We start from the raw sequence: 19,962 nt of genomic DNA, 5'->3' as shown, positions 1-19,962 counted from the left end.
AGAGTAAAATAGTGGGGGCAATTTCCTCTTTATAAGAAAAAATGAAAAACTAAGATAAAAAGAGATATTTAAAGTAAGTGTCCTAAATAAGGGGGCCAACCCGGGGGACTGTATGCTCAATTCGCATTAGCACTTCCGTTAAGAGCAGAATCGTTTATGGAAAACCCTGCTGCAGTCTCTCTTGTTTGGACATTCAATAGTATTCTAATTGTAATGTTTCAGACAATCATAACAAATAAAATCATCCGTAGAATTAAGCCGATGAATAGCCTTGCTCTTGGGACGTTTTTTATTGGCTTAGGCATAAGCTCTCTTTATTTTGCCAATCACTTTTTAATACTTGTAATATGTGGAATGATTTTTATTATGGGTGAAATGATACTTATGCCAACCATAGACATCACCATCACAAGGCTTGGTTCTGCTGAATTAATTGGCACTTACTTTGGGCTAGCGAACTTCGTATTTGGATTAGGAGAAGGAATTGGAAATTTTAGTGGATCGAGATTATTAAATGTCGGAATACAGACATATTTACCTTGGATCACCTATTTTTCTGTTGCAGTATTCGTATCGATAGTCATTGTTTTGTTTAAACGGGATAATCAGGTACAAAAACAACCATCTTGAATCAAGAACTGAAAGGGCTAAGGCTGGTTTACCTTGGCTCTTAGTTCAAAAGATTATCGTACTATTGATATAAAGTATCACATGTTTTATAATACAACTGATAATGATTATCAATTCCAACTAATTGATGAAATATAAATTTTAGTATTGATATTAAAATCGATTAGTTATATAATCCATATTGTTGATAATGATTATCATAATCATTATATAAGAACATTACTACCTTCAAGGGGGAGCAAAAATTATGTCAAGCATTACATATTCATTAAGTAAACAAAAGATATCTTTCCTGTCTATTTTACTGGCTTTTGTGTTAGTTTTATCTGCTTGTGGAAATCAAGAAGCAGATGACAAAGCTGAGGAAACAAATAAAGAAACCGCTTCAGAGGAAACAAGTGAATCAAGAGAAATTACACATGCTCTAGGCACAACAACAATTGAAGGCAACCCTGTTAAAATTGTAACTTTATATCAAGGGGCAACAGATGCTGCTGTGGCATTAGGTGTAAAACCTGTTGGAGCTGTTGAATCTTGGGTACAACAACCTTTTTATGAATATCTAAAAGCAGATTTGGAAGGCGTGCAAGTGGTAGGGCAAGAAACACAACCAAACCTAGAAGAAATTGCAAAGCTAAAGCCAGATTTAATTATTGCATCAAAATTACGTCACGAAGAAATTTATACACAACTAGCTGAGATTGCACCAACTGTAGCGCATGAAACAGTGTTTGAATTCAAAGGGACAGTTGAATTAATGGGGCAAGCTATGAATATGGAAGAAGAAGCATCCACCCTACTAGCTGATTGGGAAAATCGCGTAGCTGATTTCCAATCAAAGGTTCAAGCTAAATTAGGAGATCAGTGGCCGTTAAATGTTTCAATTTTAAATTTCAGAGCTGATCATGCACGTATTTACTTTACAGGATTTGCGGGTTCAATTTTAAATGAATTAGGCTTTACAAGACCTGAAAACCAACAGAGTACAGAATGGGGAGTTCAATTAACAACTCATGAAAGCATTCCAGAAATGGAAGCAGATGTTTTCTATATCTTTAATGAGGATGATCCTGCTGTACAAAAAACATTTGAAGAATGGACAGCTCATCCATTATGGGCAAACCTAACAGCTGTAAAAAATAATCAAGTATATTTAGTAGATGAAGTAACTTGGAACATGGCTGGCGGTATAATCGCAGCAAATCTTATGCTAGATGATATCTATGAAAGATTGGAATTGGAAAAATAGAAGGGTATAATTAATCAAGAATGGGAGAGGGGTATTTCAACTCTCCTATTCTTATTTACTGAAAAACGAATCTTGTAACTTGTGAGGGATATAATGAAACCTTTATATTTAAGGATTCCTAAAGGAATATCTTTACTTTTCAGTATTATTCTTTTTATATTTGCTTTCTCTTTAAGCATTACTCTTGGCCAATACTATATCCCATTGAATTCGGTAATGGACGCATTTTTCCATTATGACGAGTCCATTACTGAACATATCATTATTACAACTACGAGGTTATCTAGAGCGATAATAGCTACTGTTGTTGGTGCTAGCCTTGCTATAGCAGGAGCATTAATGCAAGCACTGACGAAAAACCCACTGGCAGCTCCCGATATATTTGGGATTAATGCTGGTGCACTCTTTTTTATTGTATTCTCCGTTACATTTCTTTCATTAACCTCATTATCTCAATATATGTGGGTAGGATTTTTAGGGGCAGCGGTAGCTGGAGCAATGGTTTATTTTCTAGGCTCACTAGGAAGAGATGGGATAACGCCAATCAAAATTGTGTTAGCGGGTGCTGCCATAACAGCTTTGTTTGTTTCTTTTACTCAAGGAATGCTTGTTATAAGTGAACAGAACTTACAAAGTGTCATTTTTTGGTTAGCAGGCTCTGTGTCTGGTAGATCCTTAGATATGATAATTCCAATACTACCCTTTATCATAGTAGGATGGATTATAGCAATGCTTTTAGGAAGATCAGTTAATATTCTGATTTCAGGTGAAGATGTTGCTAAGAGTTTAGGTCAGCGTACGGTATTAACAAAATTGATGATTGGTATTGTTGTCGTATTTTTAGCTGGTGGCTCTGTTGCAATCAGTGGTGCAATTGGTTTTATTGGTTTAATCGTACCACATATTGTTCGAGGTCTTGTTGGGATTGATTATAGATGGATTATACCTCAATGTGCATTAGTAGGGGCAAGTTTGCTACTTCTTGCTGATGTGGTAGCTAGGTTTGTGATTATGCCCCAAGAAATGCCTATTGGTGTTATGACAGCTTTTATCGGAACTCCATTTTTCATTTATATAGCACGTAGGGGGTTAACGAAAGATGGGTAATTTCTTTTCGGTACGAAATAAATCAGGATCAGTCTCATTTCATTTACATAAGAAAACGGTAATCATTTCATTCATTTTATTGTTCTTCTCATCACTATTATTTATAGTAGGTTTGTCGATAGGAAGCACTGTTATTTCTCCGTTTGTTGTCATACAACAGCTTTTAGGATTTGGAACAGGTGAACATGATTTTACAATCAATACTTTAAGGTTACCAAGGGCATTATTGTCATTGCTTGTAGGGGCAGCTTTAGCCGTCTCGGGCTTAATACTTCAAGGAATTGTGCGCAATCCACTAGCTTCTCCAGACATCATTGGAATTACAGGCGGTGCATCAGTAGGAGCGATTACTTTTATTGTGACTCTTTCAGGTGTAGTCAGTATAAAGTGGCTACCTTTAGCTGCTATCCTTGGAGCAGGTTTAGTTTCAATCGTTATTTATTTGCTTTCTTGGAAAAACGGTATTACCCCAATTAGGCTAATATTAATTGGGATTGGGGTAGCAGCAGCAATGAATGCTTTAACAACGATGATGATTGTACTAAGCGAAATTGCTTCAGCAACGAAAGCATATCTTTGGCTAACAGGAAGTATTTACGGAGCCAATTGGCAAGATGTGTATTCAATGCTTGTGTGGGTTGTCATATTTCTACCATTAGCTCTGTTATTTTCTAGGACAATCAATGTAAAAGAATTAGGGGATGATGTTGCATCAGGACTAGGAGTAAAAGTCCAGTTATATCGTTTCTTCTTACTCTTCATTAGTGTAGCATTAGCTGGGTCTGCTGTGGCATTTGCTGGTGGAATTGGATTTGTTGGATTAATTGCTCCTCACATCGCAAGAAAGCTAATTGGACGTTCCGTTCAAGGGCTAGTACCTGTTTCTGCATTAATTGGTGGAATACTTGTCTTAGTAGCAGACGTTATTGCAAGAACTGCGTTCCTTCCGCTAGATATTCCTGCTGGAGTATTTACTGCTGGGATTGGAGCTCCATTTTTTATTTACTTATTATATAAAAATCGAAATTTATAAACAGCCAAAGCTTTTCTTTCGTCATAGTAGCTGCGAGGGAAAGGCTTTTTTTGTTCTTGTATAGGAAATGATAAAAGCTTTTCTTGTGAGTAATATGGCGTGCACATCTTATCAGGCTACAGCGCCCAACCCGCTTGCGCCTTTTGTTCTGAAATGGAAAAAGAAATAATTGAAAATGATTTTCAAAGTCATTGACAGCATAATCAATGTAAAATAGACTATATATAGAAAGATGAGATTCATTTTCAAGTAGTGAATGAAGAAAGATTTAGATATAAGCAAAACGAGCTTTTAAAGGAGTGGGAAAATGAACGCATTAAATACTGAATCATTAACCCTATCTTATGGTGATAGCATCATTATAGATAAATTAAATTTAGATATTCCAAAAGGCGAGATTACGGTGTTTATTGGCGGGAATGGATGCGGAAAGTCAACACTTCTTCGCTCATTAGCTCGACTATTAAAGCCAAAGGAAGGTTCGATCCTGTTAGAAGGAAAAACGATTGCTAAATTACCTACAAAAGACGTAGCAAAGCAGTTAGCTATTCTTCCGCAAGGACCAGTTGCTCCAGAGGGGTTAACCGTGCTTCAACTTGTTAAACAAGGACGATATCCGTACCAAAACTGGTTAAAGCAATGGTCAGAAGAGGATGAGAACGCTGTTAAGAAAGCGCTCGATGCTACAAGGATGTCAGAGTTTGCGGATAGACCAGTTGACTCATTATCAGGTGGCCAACGTCAACGTGCTTGGATTGCAATGACTCTTGCACAGGAGACTGATATTATCCTTCTAGATGAACCTACTACTTATTTAGATATGACACATCAAATAGAAATTTTAGATTTATTATTTGAATTAAATGAACAAGAAAAAAGAACGGTAATCATGGTTCTCCATGATCTTAATCTTGCTTGCCGTTATGCTCATCATTTAGTGGCTATTAAAGATCAAGCGATATATGATCAAGGGAAACCAGAAGATGTGATCAACTGTGACCTAGTAAGAGATGTGTTTGAGGTACATTGCGATGTCACCCAGGATCCAATATTTGGGACACCACTATGTATTCCACATGGAAAAGGTAGATGTATTTTACCTAGAATAGGTGAGGCTCATGGTACGAAAGCAACAGCTTCAGTGCGATGAATTACAGGTTTTAGTTGAGAATTATCGAGTGACAACACAGACATTTTCCAATGGATTATCGTTTCAGTGTAATGAGCTATTGAATTTTGATAGACTTGATGCAATCTTTCAACTTTTAGCTGGAAAATATGGCGTTTCTGAAAAGTATGTACTTGCCTCTCAATTTATGAAGCGATATGGCTATATGGTTACAGTTCCTTTCTTTTATGCCTTAAGTGTCTGGAACAAAGCGCTTCCAATCAAGATTGAAGAGACAGGTGTACAAACTGATGATTTAGAGGGAGTATGGCTTCCTAAGCTATATCTTCAGTCAATTTCTATATCTACACCAGGATCAAATAGAAATGAATGGAGAGAGCAAGCAGTTAAAGATCTATTTGAAAAACATCTTAATAAAGTCATTAAGATGCTGGCAAAGCCTGCGAAGGTTTCAAGGCAAGTTCTATGGGAAAATACAGCTGTATACATCTTTTGGATTTATGAAAAAATGATGGAAGACTATCCAGAAAATCGTGATATTGTAGATGATTTTCAATTTCTTTTACATGCGGACGGAAGCTTGTTCGGAGAAGGTAATACGTATAATCCAATTGGAAAATTTTATACGGAGAAAAGGTATATCCCACAAAAAAATCAGAGTCTTCGTGTTAGAAAAACGTGTTGTTTTTATAATCGCCTGCCTAAAGTTACCGATTCATGTACGACATGTCCAGAAACGTGTAATGTGAACTGGACAGGAGGAGATGAAATAAGTAATGGAAAAGCTCAACGAACAATTTGAGGGTCTAATTGAAAAGTATACAGAATTGCTCCTAGGAGATACCAGCGAGGAGCTAAAGGAAAAAGTACAGATGTGGGCATTATATACGCATATTGCTAAATCCATGCCCCCTCTAGCAAAGCACTGGAATGAAACATACCCTGACGGCAAAGAAAGTATGAAGCAAGTAATAAATGAAATCAAAGAATTAAATGAAGCACACCGAATGAAAAAATAGTGGGTAAAAGTGTATACTAGTTGTGTACACTTTTTTGTTTTTTTATAAAAGAATTATTTTATACAAAAAAACCAAACGCTAGCGTTAAACTTTTACGCAAGCTTTCTAAAATCTATAGAAGGATGATGAATATGAATTACCAAGTATTACTTTATTATAAATACGTTCCGATAGAAGACCCTGAGGCATTCATGATGGAGCATCGTGAGTTATGTGAACGTATAGGCCTAATGGGTAGAATTTTTGTTGCTCATGAAGGGATTAACGGAACAGTATCCGGTACTGTCGAACAAACCGAAGAATATATGGAAGCTATGAGAAAAGATCCTCGTTTTTCTGATACCGTTTTTAAGGTGGAAAAGTCGGAAAAACATGCTTTTAGAAAGCTAAAAATAAAGGTAAAACCAGAAATTGTTAACCTTAGCCTAGAGGAAGATTTAAATCCAAATCAAACAACTGGAAAACATCTATCTCCGAAGGAATTTTATGAAGCGATGCAACAAGAAGATGTGGTCATCCTTGATGCTCGTAATACGTATGAATACGATTTAGGTCATTTTAAAAATGCGATCCGACCAGATATTGAGTCATTTCGTGAGCTTCCAAACTGGATTAAAGAAAACTTTAATGAATATAAAGATAAAAAGGTATTAACCTACTGTACAGGTGGTATTCGATGTGAGAAATTTTCCGGTTTTCTAGTAAAGGAAGGCTTCAAAGATGTATCTCAGTTAGAAGGAGGTATCATCTCCTATGGCTATGACCCAGAAGTACAAGGACGATTATGGGACGGAAAATGTTATGTTTTTGATGATAGAATCTCCGTACCGGTTAATCGGACAGAAGAAGCCAATGTAGTAGGGGAATGCTACTACTGCGGCGAACCAGAGGAACGTTATGTGAAGTGTGGAAACCCAGAGTGTAATAAACATCTTTTAATGTGCGAAGAGTGTGAACATGAACATAAGCGTTCATGTAGTACAGAGTGCCGTGAACATGAATGGAATCGTTATGTAAAGGAGCATGAACAAGTATAATTAAAGAAAAGAGGTGTTTCAATAAGAAACACCTCTTTTACCTTTCCTACTGAAAAAAACTAGGCGATTGCCTAGTCTTTCTAATAAGTTAAGAAAGTTTCTGGTGTTTAGTTTATACAATGTTACAGCTAAATCCAGCTTCAGCACCCAGCCAAGATGAAGTGGCGACGATCTTTGCCATTTCAACCTACTAGAGGGAAAAGAAAAATCACTTTTTCCTTGGTCAAATAACCTGTCATGAGTAAAAGGGAAAACCTTTTTTTCATGATAGAACATTTGCTCTACCATAGGCTAAACAGGGCGCTTGCGCCTTTTGTTCAAATTGGCTGTCTTCTTTTCAATAAAAGTAAACTCTTCTTCCTCACTTACTGAATGATAGTCTGAATGTTGTGAATGTACGCCATTCCTGTTCTTCTTCTTCATGATTGAAGGAGATTGGATGTATTCCCGAATACTCGTCGTAATCATATTAAATGACATGACGGTAAGAGCGAAGAACATTAATGGAAAATAGATAATCCACGGAGTAAGCATTAAGTCTCTAAAGCTTTTGCCAATCTCACCAGCCCACTCATTGGAAAGCGAGAACGCTTGCATCTCTCCATCATACACTTCCTTCATTACATATCCCCCAAGAAAAACAGCTAGAAACCCGAGATGGGCAAGGAGAATTAATACTTCAACTGTGCGTTGCGAGAATTGTAAGATTAATCGTGGAATCATATAAGGAATAATATGTGTCCGGAATAATCTAAATCCCTGAGCTCCTAATGTTTTGGAAGCTAGTATATACTCTTCTTTTAAATTCTGTTGAATATCTTTTGTAAACAATAACACTAATTGTGGAATACCTAATAGTGTCAGGATTGAAACTTGTAATCCATATAGTTTATAAAAATTAGCAAAATCTTCATTTGGATCTAAGTAGTATTGCAAGGGGAAAATCACCATATAGGCAATAATTGTAATCGGAATATATAGACTTGATTCGACGATTCCCTCAAATGTTCTTTGAATCAGTTTAGGAAGCCTTGAAAAGAAGATCGAAACCAAAAATCCAATACATACTTGAAGTAAACTGATAAATAGGGCTGTGAAAATCGTATATTTTGCTCCTTGGATTATTTTTGCCAAGATAGGTGTACTTACCCTATCTGTACCAAATGGAGGATTTTGACTAGGAGTATAAGGAGGACCTATTAAGGCTCCTGAGGCATCCTCTCGGCTTACGTTTTCCCAAATGTAACCACCGTAGAGAAACTCATAGCCAAGGCTTGCAAGCAGTAATAATAATATAAAAGAAAATGAGATGATGAATTTCGGTTTTTTAATAAAATAGTGGATCATGCTGCTTCCCCACTTTCTCCAATAAACTGTAATACAAACTTCTCAGTCAACGAAAAGAATAAATAGAACGGAATAAATATAAGTGTTGCAGCAATAATGAACTCAGCACCACGCGCCCGTGTTAAAAACTGCAAAGCACCATCCATATTAAATAAAACCTCAATGATAAATAAATTTGATAGCATGAAAGAAAAAATTAATTTTGAGCGATAAAATAAGCTGTAAAGGACGTTACGAAAAGTATGTATTAACAATATTCTTACATTTGATAACCCCTTCACTTTTGCTAGGTCAACATACATCTTCGATTCTTCTTCTTGAATAAAAAATAACACCGTTCTTAATAACAAAAAGGTAGGGATAATACTTAAACAGGCGACAGGTAGTGTATATATATCTTCCTGAAAGACAGCAACTTGTGCGAGAAGCACGCCTGTTCTCTTGAAATATAAAATAACTAGAAGCTGCAAGCTAATAATAATAAATACATCCGGTAAAGACTCTAGTATTGTAAAAACTGAGATTAATAGTTTCCTAACCTTTTTAGGTGCTAATTGAATAGTAATCATAAATAAGAAAGCAAGAGCTAATGCAATAATCAGTGAAAGTACAAAGACCTTCATAGAATAGCTATATCGATCCCAAAACATGGGGAAGAGAGGATAGGTTTTCCTAAATCCTTGATATACCCAATTTTCAGGTTGGAATAACAATACGACATTATCATATACAGTCGTAAAATAAGGCTTGAATATAGACCCAACTCCTTTATCTGTTGTCGAAACTTGAACGGCGTTTACTACTAATGCAGGGAGTGCACTTATTAAGGTAAACCCAATAATTATGAGTATAAACTTTGAGATGAATTTCATCCTCCTACCCCCAAACGATAATATTTTCCTAAATGTTTCCATTAACAATTAGTATAATCATAGCTAATTTCTGTTTGTTTGTCTAATGATTCTGTCAATTGGATGACAAATATTTCAAGTCTGTTAAAATATGACAACAATGTGTAAAAATACATGTAATAAAGTGATTCAAATTTCGACAAAACCTGAAAATTTTCGTATCCATTTGAATGGAAAGATGATAAAATGATTTTGGCTTAATAACAGATTCATGTTTAGCACATAGGATATAGTGGTACGCCCACTATGTATGCGTTTTCAGGAGGGGTCGAAATGGAACAACTTATGCGTAACTTTTTCTTGTTTTTATCGAAAAATAAATTTTTTACTAAACTAGCAAAAAAATACGGTCTTCGTTTTGGGGCAGCACGCTTTGTTGCCGGTGAAACGATTAAACTTGCAGTTGATGCAATTAAAGAGCTTAATCGAAAAGGTTTAGTTGTAACCATTGATTATTTAGGTGAGTTTGTTGACAATGAAGAGGAAGCAAACGAAATGGCAGATAATTCAATAGAAGCAATTAAAGCCATTGGACGTGAAAAGCTAGATTCACAGCTTTCACTAAAGATGACTTCAATGGGATTAGATATTTCAGACGAAGTTGTGTTACGCAATATGCGACGCATCTTAGAAGCAGCAAAAGAGAACGGAGTATTCGTGACGATTGATATGGAAGATTACTCTCGCTGCGGAAAAACAATTGAGATTTTTAAACAGCTAAGAAGTGAATACGATAATATCGGAACAGTGCTTCAAGCTTATTTATATCGAGTTGCTGACGATGTAGCTGATTTGAATCAATATAAACCAAACTTACGTCTTGTAAAGGGAGCTTACAAAGAGTCACCTGAAGTTGCATTTCCTGATAAGAAAGATGTCGATGAAAACTTTAAGAAGATTATTAAAATGCACTTAGTAAATGGTAACTACACAGCTGTAGCGACACATGATGATGCGATGATCGAGTACACGAAAGAACTAGTAAAAGAATTGAACATTCCAAATAGCCAGTTTGAATTCCAAATGCTATACGGAATTCGTCCAGAAAGACAACTTGAGCTGGCAAAAGAAGGCTATACGATTCGCGTTTATGTTCCATACGGAAACGACTGGTATGGGTACTTCATGAGAAGACTTGCTGAAAGACCTGCAAACGTGGCGTTTGTAATCAAAGGTATTTTAAAGAAATAATTCTTGCAACAGCGGAACCGAGAGGAGGTTCCGTTTTTGTTTTTTCATGGACATGCCGATCACCTATGTACCTACGATTATAGAGCTTCCTGAAGAAGAGTATTAATACCGAATGATTCAGACTTGCTGATAGAATAGAAGAAGTTGCTGATGCTGATAACGAGCATGAGTTGCTATAAACATTAAAAGGTGTTGATAACGAGCATGAGTTGCTGATAAACATTAAAAGTTGCTGATATCGAAGCATGAGTTGCTGATAAACATTAAAAGGTGCTGATAACGAGCATGAGTTGCTGATAAACATTAAAAGTTGCTGATATCGAAGCATGAGTTGCTGATAAACATTAAAAGTTGCTGATATCGAACTAGAGTTGCTGATAAAATTAAAAAGTCGCTGATAGAACTAGTAAAGTTGACGATAAATTTTGTAATGTTGCTGATAAATCTCATAAAGTTGCTGATAGAAATGATATAGTAACAAATCCCGATAGAAAGAAGTGTAATATCTCAAGTATTTTTAAACAAAATGAAAACCTGTTTTGCTATTTTCTATTATTCTTACATTTTTTGTGAGATTTGCTAATAAACTATTAAAGTATTCAATTCATAAAATCATCCCACACCATTCAACAAAACTTTCCAGCAAATTTTAAAAAGACAATCCATACCAAATTCTTTCCATTAAAGCATGGGGGCCACAGTCCTACCACAAAGCCCCCAAGTCTAACCAAAATCTCTCCTATTCTTCTGATCCCATGTTTGGTTTTTTGTATTGCTGGTTTTGACTCGTTCTTTTGCCGCCACCGTCTCTTTCGACTGTTGGACCTGCGTCCCCCTTAACACTTGCGGCACTTACTCCAGCTTTGGACGGGTTCTTTTTATGCTTTGCCATATGTATCACCTCCATTAATTAGGTTTTCCCACTAAGAACGAAAAATGACAGATTTTATGAGAATGTTCATTCGTTTATATATTGCGAAAATTTCCAAAATGACTTATAGTTGATTTATAAGAAGTTATATTTTTTTGAGCAAAAAATGAATGAGTATTCATTCAAAAGTTGAAAGGGGAGAGTATTGTTGAGTCGACGTATACGAAAAGTAGCTGTTTTAGGATCTGGTGTAATGGGTTCTGGTATTGCAGCACACTTAGCTAACATTGGAATTCCTTCATTATTGCTAGACATTGTACCAAGAGATCTTACAGAAGACGAACAAAAGAAAGGGCTTACATTAGAGGATAAGGTAGTTCGTAACCGTCTAAGTCAAACAGCCATTCAAAAGCTGTTAAAACAAAAACCTGCACCTTTAGCATCAAAAGAAAACCTCTCTCTTATTGAAGCGGGTAACATGGAAGACGACATGGAGCGTCTTAGTGAAGTTGACTGGATTATCGAAGTAGTTGTAGAAAACTTAAATATAAAAAAGCAAGTATTTGCTCGGATTGATGAAGTAAGGAAGCCTGGAACAATTGTTAGTTCCAATACATCTGGTATTTCCATTGAGGCAATGGCAGAAGGACGTTCTGACGATTTCCGTAAGCATTTCTTAGGCACGCATTTCTTTAACCCACCTCGATATTTAAAACTTCTTGAAGTCATACCGACAAAGGACACAGACCCAGAAGTACTATCATTTATGAAAACATATGGGGAAGATGTATTAGGTAAAGGTGTTGTTGAAGCTAAGGATACGCCAAACTTTATCGCTAACCGCATAGGGACCTATGGTTTACTTGTAACCGTCCGAGAAATGATAAAAGGTGGATATAGCGTTGGAGAGGTTGACTCCGTGACCGGTCCATTAATTGGTCGTCCGAAAAGTGCGACATTCCGTACACTAGATGTTGTAGGTCTTGACACATTTGTACACGTTGCAAATAACGTATATGAGCAAGTTGAAGGAGCAGAAAAAGAAGTATTTGAAATTCCTGCCTTTATGAAAAAAATGCTTGAAAATAAATGGTTAGGAAGTAAATCAGGCCAGGGCTTTTTCTTAAAACAAGGGAAAGAAATTTTAGAGATTGACCCTGAAACATTAGAGTATCGAGAAAGAAAGAAGTTGAAAGCAGCATCGATTGAAGTAAGCAAACAAGCTAAAGGGGCAGATAAATTAAAAGCGCTTCTATATGCAGATGATCGTGCTGGGGAGCTATTATGGAACATTACAGCACCATCACTTATTTACTCGGCTGCGTTAGTGAAAGTCATTGCAGATGATATCGTTGCGATTGACAATGCCATGAAATGGGGCTTCGGCTGGGAAAGAGGACCATTTGAGCTTTGGGATGCAATTGGGTTAGAAAACTCAGTCAAGAAAATGGTTTCAGAAGGCTTACAGGTTCCTGCGTGGATTACAGAAATGCTAGAAGCAGGTCACACTACTTTTTACAAAAAAGATGAAGCTGGCTTAACGTACTATCAAGATGGTAGCTACAAGCTGATTCAAACGAATCCGAAAGTGATTCATTTAAAAGGCTTAAAAGAAAGAAATGGCGTTATTAAGAAAAACAGTGGAGCTAGCTTAATAGATTTAGGGGACGGAGTAGCAGGTCTTGAATTCCATTCTCCAAATAATGCAATCGGTCTAGATATCATTCAGATGATCAATTTTGCAATTGAAGAAGTAGACCGTAACTACGAAGGGTTAGTAATCGGAAACCAAGGCAAGAACTTCTGCGTTGGTGCCAACCTAGCGATGATCTTAATGGAAGCCCAAGATGATAACTATTTTGAAATCGAAATGGTGGTTCGACACTTCCAGCAAGCTATGATGAATATTAAATATAGCCCAAAACCAGTGGTAGCAGCACCGTTTGGAATGACTCTTGGCGGGGGTGCAGAGGTATGTTTACCAACCTCTCATATTCAAGCATCTATGGAAACGTATATGGGTCTAGTAGAAGTAGGTGTTGGATTAATCCCTGGTGGTGGAGGAAACAAGGAGCTATACATTCACCATCTCGAGGGACTACCTAATGGGGTAGAGAAGGATTTAGGAAAAATTACAGCGCACGTATTTGAAACCATTGCGATGGCAAAGGTTGCAACTTCCGCTGAGGAAGCAAGAACCAATAACTTCTTAACTAGCCATGATGGAATAAGCATAAATGGTGATCACTTATTACATGATGCAAAACGGGCTGTATTAGCTCTAGCTGAAAAGGGCTACCAAGCGCCAAAACGTAAAAAGGTCCCAGTTGCTGGTGATACTGGTTACGCTACACTTCTTCTTGGTGCACATGGTATGCACCACTCAGGATACATTTCAGAGCATGATTTGAAAATTGCGAAGAAGCTTGCATATGTGTTATCGGGTGGAAAAGTAGCATATGGGACTGAAGTTGACGAGCAATACTTATTAGATTTAGAAAGAGAAGCTTTCTTAAGTCTAGTAGGTGAACCAAAATCACAGCAGCGTATGCAACACATGCTCTTAAAAGGAAAGCCATTGCGTAATTAATAGATTACTAGGAAAATGCCAAGATAAGGTTACTAGTTAAAGGGAAAGGCTCGTCATGAGATTAAACAATGTTAAATGGATAAAATGAAAACCACCTTTTCATTGTTTAAGAATATGGTATTGCCTGGGGGCAATAGGATGCTCGTCAGTCAGACGAGAAGGTCAAAACCAACATCATCCAAATGTCGCCTGCGCTTTTAAATGAAATGGAGGGAATATCTTTGAGAGAAGCGGTTATCGTTGCAGGAGCAAGAACACCGGTTGGGAAAGCTAAGCGCGGATCACTTGCAACTGTTCGTCCAGATGATCTAGGAGCAATTGCAGTACAGGAAACGTTAAAGAGAGCGAATAATTACGAAGGAAATATAGATGATTTAATAATTGGGTGTGCCCAGCCTGAAGCTGAACAAGGCTTGAACGTAGCTCGAAATATAGCGGGCTTAGCTGGTCTTCCTAATACTGTACCAGGAATTACGATTAATCGTTACTGTTCATCAGGATTACAAAGTATTGCATTTGGGGCTGAGCGAATTATGCTCGGATCAGCTGATACGATTATTGCTGGTGGAATCGAATCGATGAGTCTCGTTCCAATGGTTGGTCATAATGTTCGTCCAAATGTAAAGCTTGTAGAAAAGGCTCCTGAATATTACATGGGAATGGGACATACGGCAGAACAGGTAGCAGTGAAGTATGGCATTAGTCGTGAGGATCAAGATGCTTTTGCAGTGCGGAGTCATCAGCGTGCAGGAGCTGCCATTGCAGAGGGTAAATTTTATGATGAGATCGTGCCGGTAGAAGTAGTGCTTCGTCAAGTAGATGGAAACAACAAGCTACAGGAAAAGAGTTTTACTTTTTCCAAGGACGAAGGTGTTCGTTTAGAAACATCTCTGGAAACACTTGCAAAATTAAGACCTGCTTTTAATGTAAAGGGAAGTGTAACAGCTGGGAATTCGTCACAAATGAGTGATGGTGGTGCAGCCGTTCTATTAATGGATAAGGAGAAAGCTCTATCTGAAGGGCAAAAGCCGTTAGCTAAGTTCCGCTCGTTCGCGGTTGCTGGGGTTCCTCCTGAAATTATGGGGATTGGACCAATCGAAGCGATTCCAAGAGCACTAAAGATTGCTGGACTCGAACTATCTGATATCGGGCTAATTGAATTAAACGAAGCATTTGCATCCCAATCAATCGCTGTTATTCGCGAATTAGGGCTAAATGAAGAAATCGTAAACGTCAATGGTGGAGCTATTGCTTTAGGTCATCCAATGGGATGCTCTGGAACGAAGCTAACACTTTCACTCATTCATGAAATGAAGAGACGTAATGTACAGTTCGGTATGGTGACAATGTGTATTGGTGGCGGTATGGGAGCAGCTGGAATATTTGAATTACTATAAAAATGCGAAAACAATTATAAGGAGGTTTTTTTAATGACAAAAGCAACAGATAGCTTAATTAAAGGTGGAAGCTTTTTAATTGAAGAGGTTGAGGCTGAACGAGTTTTTACACCAGAGGATTTTACAGAAGAGCATAAGATGATTGCAAAAACGACAGAAGACTTTGTTGTAAATGATGTATTACCACATTTAGAAGCAATCGAAAATCATGAATTTGATAAATCTGTAAAGCTGCTTAAACAGGCAGGTGAACTAGGTCTTTTAGGTGCAGATGTTCCGGAAGAGTACGGTGGACTTGGATTAGATAAGATTAGCTCTGCTGTTATTACTGAAAAGTTTGCCCGTGCTGGAAGCTTCTCACTTTCTTATGGGGCACACGTTGGGATTGGATCATTACCGATTGTTCTTTTCGGTAATGAGTCGCAAAAGCATCAATACCTACCAGACTTAGCAACTGGTGAAAGAATCGCGGCTTACGCTTTAACAGAACCAGGCTCAGGTTCAGACGCTTTAGGGGCAAGAGCGACAGCAAAGTTAAATGCAGAAGGCACTCACTACGTTCTTAATGGTGAAAAACAATGGATTACAAACTCTGGATTTGCTGATGTATTCGTTGTTTATGCAAAAGTAGACGGCGAACACTTCTCAGCATTTATCGTAGAAAAAGAATTCACTGGAGTTTCTACTGGTCCAGAAGAAAAGAAAATGGGGATTAAGGGATCATCTACTCGTACTTTAATTCTAGAAGATGCACTAGTACCAAAAGAAAATTTACTTGGTGAACTAGGAAAAGGTCACGTAATTGCCTTTAACATTCTTAACATTGGGCGCTATAAGCTAGCGGTAGGTACGATTGGTGGATCGAAGCGTATATTAGAGGTATCAGCTCAATATGCGAACCAACGTCAACAATTTAAAACACCAATTTCAAAATTCTCTCTTATTCAAGAAAAGCTTGCGAATATGGCAACAATGCTATATGCAATGGAGAGCTCTGTATATCGTACCGTTGGATTGTTCGAAGAGCGCATGAGCAAATTAACAGAAGAAGAAATTAAAGACGGTCGTGCAGTGGCAGCCTCTATTGCTGAATATGCAATTGAGTGTTCGTTAAATAAAGTGTTCGGTTCCGAAACATTAGATTATATCGCCGATGAGGGTGTTCAAATCCACGGAGGCTATGGATTTATGCAAGAGTATGAGGTAGAAAGAGCGTACCGTGACTCTCGTATTAACCGTATCTTTGAAGGGACAAACGAAATTAACCGTTTATTAGTTCCAGGAACCTTCTTACGTAAAGCAATGAAGGGTGAGCTTCCATTGCTTCAAAAAGCTCAAGCTCTTCAAGAGGAATTAATGATGCTAATGCCTGAAGAAGTGGGCGATGGAGTTCTTGAGCAAGAAAAGTACTTAGTACGTAATGCTAAGAAGATTGGTCTAATGATCGCAGGACTTGCTGCTCAAAAGTTCGGTCCTAAGCTAGAGAAAGAACAAGAGATTCTTGTAAATATTGCAGATATCGTAAGCCATGTGTACTCAATGGAATCTGCTTTATTACGTACAGAAAAGGCGATTAACAAAACAGGTCTTGATAAAAATAAGCAAAAGGTATTATATACTCAAGTATTCTGCCAAGAAGCATTTAATGAAATTGAAGCACATGCAAAAGAAACATTAATTGCAACGGAACAAGGCGACACATTACGAATGATGCTTTCTGCATTAAGAAAGTTTACTCGCCACACACCAATTAATGTAATTGCGAAGAAGCGCGAAATTGCAGCAAGTATCATTGAAGCTGAAAAATTCACTGTATAAAAGGAATGGCTCCTAGAAATTTTTCTAGGAGCCTTTTAGTGAAAAAAGAACGTATTAAAAATTCCCAGTATTTGACTCTAGATTCATCTAGACATATCACAGAAAGACTTTGCAATTATTAGCTAGACTTTCTAATTTTCTTTATTTGAATTAAAATTGGTAGAAGGACTATGACAAATTTAGTCGAATATGTAGTAGGAACCAAAGAGAGTATTAGGAAAACTATGCTTTTTATGTTAAAATACAGAAATATGTGTATCCTATAACGTGGTGGTGAAAACGTTGTCATTAACATTCTATTCGTACCCCAAATGTGGGACTTGCCGAAAAGCTAAAAATTGGCTAGAACAGCATAACCTATCTTTTAATGAGGTACATATTGTTGAAAATGCTCCAACAAAGGAAACCCTAACGGAGCTATACCAAAAAAGCGGGCTTGAGTTAAAAAAATTTTTCAATACGAGTGGTATGAAATACCGTGAGCTAGGACTTAAAGATAAAATCCCAACAGCATCTGAGGACGAGTTACTTTCCATCTTAGCTTCTGACGGAATGCTGGTGAAAAGGCCAATTGTGTATGATGGAAGTAAAGTAACAGTTGGGTTTAATGAAAAACAGTTTGAAGAAACTTGGATTTAAGCGACAAACCATTTTTAAGTAAAAATTTTGGTTATGCCTATGGCGGATCAAATTTTTCTAATATTAACTTTTGATATATTCTTGGAGGGATAGGAATGAATACACCTAAGGAATTACGTTATTCAGAAGAGCATGAGTGGGTAAAGGTTGAAGGAAATAAGATTCGTATCGGGATTACAGATTTTGCTCAATCCGAATTAGGGGATATTGTATTTGTTGAGCTTCCTGAGGTTGGGGACGAAATCACAATTAACGAGCCATTTGGAAGTGTAGAATCAGTGAAAACAGTTTCTGAGCTATATGCACCTGTTAGTGGAAAAGTAGTTGAAATCAATGGGGACTTAGAAGATAGCCCAGAATTTGTGAATGAATCGCCTTATGAAAAAGCTTGGATGATTGTAATTGAGTCTTCTAACCCAAGTGAAGTAGAAAACTTAATGACAGCTGAACAGTACGAGGAAATGATTAACGAAGATTAATGATATTATAAAAGTTGGACACTCTAAGATTATTACATCAATAGGGAGTGTTCCAGCATGGTACTTGAGCGAAGAAAGCTTGATATAACAGATCGAGTTGTCGGGAAATTAAATCAAAATCAAATGGATTTATTTGTCGAAGAACAACCAATCGGAAAAATGCTTTTTACGAATCAAGGAAATCAATATGACCTTAAGTCTGGATATGAACAAGAAAACAACCGTATATATCATTACACGGAAGTGACAACAAATCCAGACCAAAAATATGTCGACTGTGATGAAAACGGTTGGTGTTAAGGCAGTGGTGCTTCCACTGCCTTTTTAATAAGTTAAGAAAGTATAAGTTTCTGGTGTTTAGTTTTATACAATGTTACTGCTAAATCCAGCTCCAGCACCCAACCAAGATGAAATGGCGACGATCTTTGCTGGTTCATCCTACTCGAGGTCAAATAACCCTAAATGAGTAAAAGGGGTATAGCACCCTTTGTTTTAGGAACATTTGCTTGTTGTGACAAAACAGGGCCCTTGCGCCTTTTGTTTTCAAAAGAAGGGCTGTGCTGACCTTTCTAAGTTTGTCTACTGGTCTTAGTAACTTCTAAAATTTATGTAAAACAAGAAAGAATTATTTATCTTCGAATAGGTATGTAATTATAGTGTTATATAACGATAATTCATATAAGGTGATGTTACGCTATGTCTCTCAATGAAATGGAAAGAGTCATCATAGTCGAAGGAAAGTCAGATAAAAAGAAAATAGAAACGATTGTAAATGAGCCGGTCGAGATAATTTGTACAAATGGTACCATCAGTATTAGTATGTTGGATGAAATGATCGAGCGATTGTACAATAAGGAAGTCTTTATTTTAGCTGATTCTGATGCTGCCGGTGAGAAACTGAGAAAGCAGTTTCGAAAAGAATTTCCTGAAGCAGAGCATCTTTATATTGACAAAATGTACCGTGAAGTTGCTACTGCACCAGAACAGCATATAGCAACAGTCTTACTAAGTGCTAATATAGATGTGAATGCAAAATACTTATAGGAGTGACAGAAAAAAGGATGGAGGTATGGGGAAAGGAACAAATAATTAATCAACTACAAGAGTTGAATAAACTAGCTATTTTCTTTTATACACCGATTTGTGGTACTTGTAAGGTTGCTGAGCGGATGTTAGTAGTTGTACAGGAACTACTTCCAGATTTGCCGTTAAAAAAAGTCGATTTAAACTATATACCAGACGTTGCGGAAAAATGGCAAATACAAAGCGTGCCTTGTTTACTTCTCTTTCAACATGGAGAAGTAAGAAAGCGGATATTTGCATTTCAGTCCGTTGAATATCTGTACAAAGAATTAAAGAATTAGAAGACATTGATACACGTGTGTATCAATGTCTTTTTTTTGAATAAGGGATGTAAGTTTTGATTGTATCTTATTACGATGTGCTTTAGTAATCCGGCTCCAGCACCCAGCCACTCGAGCTCAAATAACCCTAAATGATTAAAAGGGAAGTACG

Annotated in this window: 20 protein-coding genes; 17 read left to right on the top strand and 3 right to left on the bottom strand. The window is 37.1% G+C overall.

The features are described from left to right. Window positions 1-108: 108 nt before the first annotated feature. The 8 genes from ACFSCX_RS14390 to trhO all read left to right on the top strand — a co-directional run bounded on the left by ACFSCX_RS14390 (window position 109) and on the right by trhO (window position 7,204). A complete protein-coding gene (locus ACFSCX_RS14390; RefSeq protein ID WP_377928941.1) occupies window positions 109-630 on the top strand; it encodes an MFS transporter in 522 nt (173 codons plus the stop codon). A 247-nt stretch (window positions 631-877) separates the two neighbouring features. After that, complete coding sequence (locus ACFSCX_RS14385; protein ID WP_377928940.1) at window positions 878-1,879, top strand: ABC transporter substrate-binding protein; 1,002 nt, start codon at window positions 878-880, stop codon at window positions 1,877-1,879. Window positions 1,880-1,972: 93 nt separating this feature from the next. Beyond that, on the top strand, window positions 1,973-2,986 hold the full coding sequence (locus ACFSCX_RS14380; RefSeq protein WP_377928939.1) for a FecCD family ABC transporter permease: 1,014 nt from the start codon (window positions 1,973-1,975) through the stop codon (window positions 2,984-2,986). Continuing rightward, window positions 2,979-4,019 carry a FecCD family ABC transporter permease gene (locus ACFSCX_RS14375; RefSeq protein WP_377928938.1) on the top strand — a complete coding sequence of 347 codons (1,041 nt, stop codon included), beginning with the start codon at window positions 2,979-2,981 and terminating at the stop codon, window positions 4,017-4,019. The genes ACFSCX_RS14380 and ACFSCX_RS14375 overlap by 8 nt, the downstream gene beginning before the upstream one ends. A gap of 307 nt (window positions 4,020-4,326) precedes the next feature. Further along, entirely contained in the window at window positions 4,327-5,169 is an 843-nt protein-coding gene (locus tag ACFSCX_RS14370; RefSeq protein ID WP_377928937.1) for an ABC transporter ATP-binding protein, read from the top strand. Then, the gene (gene fhuF / locus ACFSCX_RS14365; protein ID WP_377928936.1) at window positions 5,138-5,950 is read left to right on the top strand and encodes a siderophore-iron reductase FhuF; all 813 of its coding nucleotides are present in this window, start codon (window positions 5,138-5,140) and stop codon (window positions 5,948-5,950) included. The genes ACFSCX_RS14370 and fhuF overlap by 32 nt, the downstream gene beginning before the upstream one ends. Continuing rightward, on the top strand, window positions 5,925-6,167 hold the full coding sequence (locus tag ACFSCX_RS14360) for a YusU family protein (protein ID WP_377928935.1): 243 nt from the start codon (window positions 5,925-5,927) through the stop codon (window positions 6,165-6,167). The genes fhuF and ACFSCX_RS14360 overlap by 26 nt, the downstream gene beginning before the upstream one ends. Window positions 6,168-6,292: 125 nt before the next feature. Beyond that, the gene (gene trhO, locus ACFSCX_RS14355; protein WP_377928934.1) at window positions 6,293-7,204 is read left to right on the top strand and encodes an oxygen-dependent tRNA uridine(34) hydroxylase TrhO; all 912 of its coding nucleotides are present in this window, start codon (window positions 6,293-6,295) and stop codon (window positions 7,202-7,204) included. Between the two features lie 291 nt (window positions 7,205-7,495). On the opposite strand, the gene ACFSCX_RS14350 is transcribed toward trhO, so the two are convergent. Further along, window positions 7,496-8,551, bottom strand: a complete 1,056-nt coding sequence (locus tag ACFSCX_RS14350) for an ABC transporter permease subunit (RefSeq protein WP_377928933.1) — start codon at window positions 8,549-8,551, stop codon at window positions 7,496-7,498. Continuing rightward, window positions 8,548-9,423 carry an ABC transporter permease family protein gene (locus ACFSCX_RS14345; protein WP_377928932.1) on the bottom strand — a complete coding sequence of 292 codons (876 nt, stop codon included), beginning with the start codon at window positions 9,421-9,423 and terminating at the stop codon, window positions 8,548-8,550. Before ACFSCX_RS14345 ends, ACFSCX_RS14350 begins: the two co-directional genes overlap by 4 nt. Window positions 9,424-9,735: 312 nt before the next feature. Between ACFSCX_RS14345 and ACFSCX_RS14340 the strand changes: the two genes are divergently transcribed. Further along, window positions 9,736-10,653 carry a proline dehydrogenase family protein gene (locus ACFSCX_RS14340; RefSeq protein WP_377928931.1) on the top strand — a complete coding sequence of 306 codons (918 nt, stop codon included), beginning with the start codon at window positions 9,736-9,738 and terminating at the stop codon, window positions 10,651-10,653. Between the two features lie 739 nt (window positions 10,654-11,392). Here the strand turns inward: ACFSCX_RS14340 and ACFSCX_RS14335 are convergent. Then, a complete protein-coding gene (locus ACFSCX_RS14335; protein WP_377928930.1) occupies window positions 11,393-11,545 on the bottom strand; it encodes a YuzL family protein in 153 nt (50 codons plus the stop codon). 187 nt (window positions 11,546-11,732) lie between these two features. Between ACFSCX_RS14335 and ACFSCX_RS14330 the strand changes: the two genes are divergently transcribed. The 8 genes from ACFSCX_RS14330 to ACFSCX_RS14295 all read left to right on the top strand — a co-directional run bounded on the left by ACFSCX_RS14330 (window position 11,733) and on the right by ACFSCX_RS14295 (window position 19,811). Next, window positions 11,733-14,114 (top strand): 3-hydroxyacyl-CoA dehydrogenase/enoyl-CoA hydratase family protein, encoded by a 2,382-nt coding sequence (locus ACFSCX_RS14330; protein WP_377928929.1) that lies wholly within the window; start codon window positions 11,733-11,735, stop codon window positions 14,112-14,114. Between the two features lie 221 nt (window positions 14,115-14,335). Further along, window positions 14,336-15,511, top strand: a complete 1,176-nt coding sequence (locus ACFSCX_RS14325; RefSeq protein ID WP_377928928.1) for an acetyl-CoA C-acetyltransferase — start codon at window positions 14,336-14,338, stop codon at window positions 15,509-15,511. A 33-nt stretch (window positions 15,512-15,544) separates the two neighbouring features. Further along, the gene (locus ACFSCX_RS14320; RefSeq protein ID WP_377928927.1) at window positions 15,545-17,329 is read left to right on the top strand and encodes an acyl-CoA dehydrogenase family protein; all 1,785 of its coding nucleotides are present in this window, start codon (window positions 15,545-15,547) and stop codon (window positions 17,327-17,329) included. Window positions 17,330-17,611: 282 nt separating this feature from the next. Continuing rightward, a complete protein-coding gene (locus tag ACFSCX_RS14315) occupies window positions 17,612-17,968 on the top strand; it encodes an arsenate reductase family protein (RefSeq protein WP_377928926.1) in 357 nt (118 codons plus the stop codon). 95 nt (window positions 17,969-18,063) lie between these two features. Further along, window positions 18,064-18,447: a glycine cleavage system protein GcvH gene (gcvH, locus tag ACFSCX_RS14310; protein WP_377928925.1), complete on the top strand. Its 384-nt coding sequence runs from the start codon at window positions 18,064-18,066 to the stop codon at window positions 18,445-18,447. A 57-nt stretch (window positions 18,448-18,504) separates the two neighbouring features. Further along, window positions 18,505-18,747, top strand: coding sequence for a YusG family protein (locus tag ACFSCX_RS14305; RefSeq protein WP_377928924.1), 243 nt, complete (start codon window positions 18,505-18,507; stop codon window positions 18,745-18,747). A gap of 396 nt (window positions 18,748-19,143) precedes the next feature. Then, the gene (locus ACFSCX_RS14300) at window positions 19,144-19,491 is read left to right on the top strand and encodes a toprim domain-containing protein (protein ID WP_377928923.1); all 348 of its coding nucleotides are present in this window, start codon (window positions 19,144-19,146) and stop codon (window positions 19,489-19,491) included. Between the two features lie 17 nt (window positions 19,492-19,508). Further along, window positions 19,509-19,811: a thioredoxin family protein gene (locus tag ACFSCX_RS14295; RefSeq protein WP_377928922.1), complete on the top strand. Its 303-nt coding sequence runs from the start codon at window positions 19,509-19,511 to the stop codon at window positions 19,809-19,811. Window positions 19,812-19,962: the final 151 nt, after the last annotated feature.

The organism is Bacillus salitolerans, from assembly GCF_042680805.1.
Lineage (GTDB): Bacteria > Bacillota > Bacilli > Bacillales > SA4 > Bacillus_CJ > Bacillus_CJ salitolerans.
The sequence above is the reverse complement of the archived record's forward strand: the minus strand, read 5'-3'. Positions and strand labels throughout refer to the sequence as shown.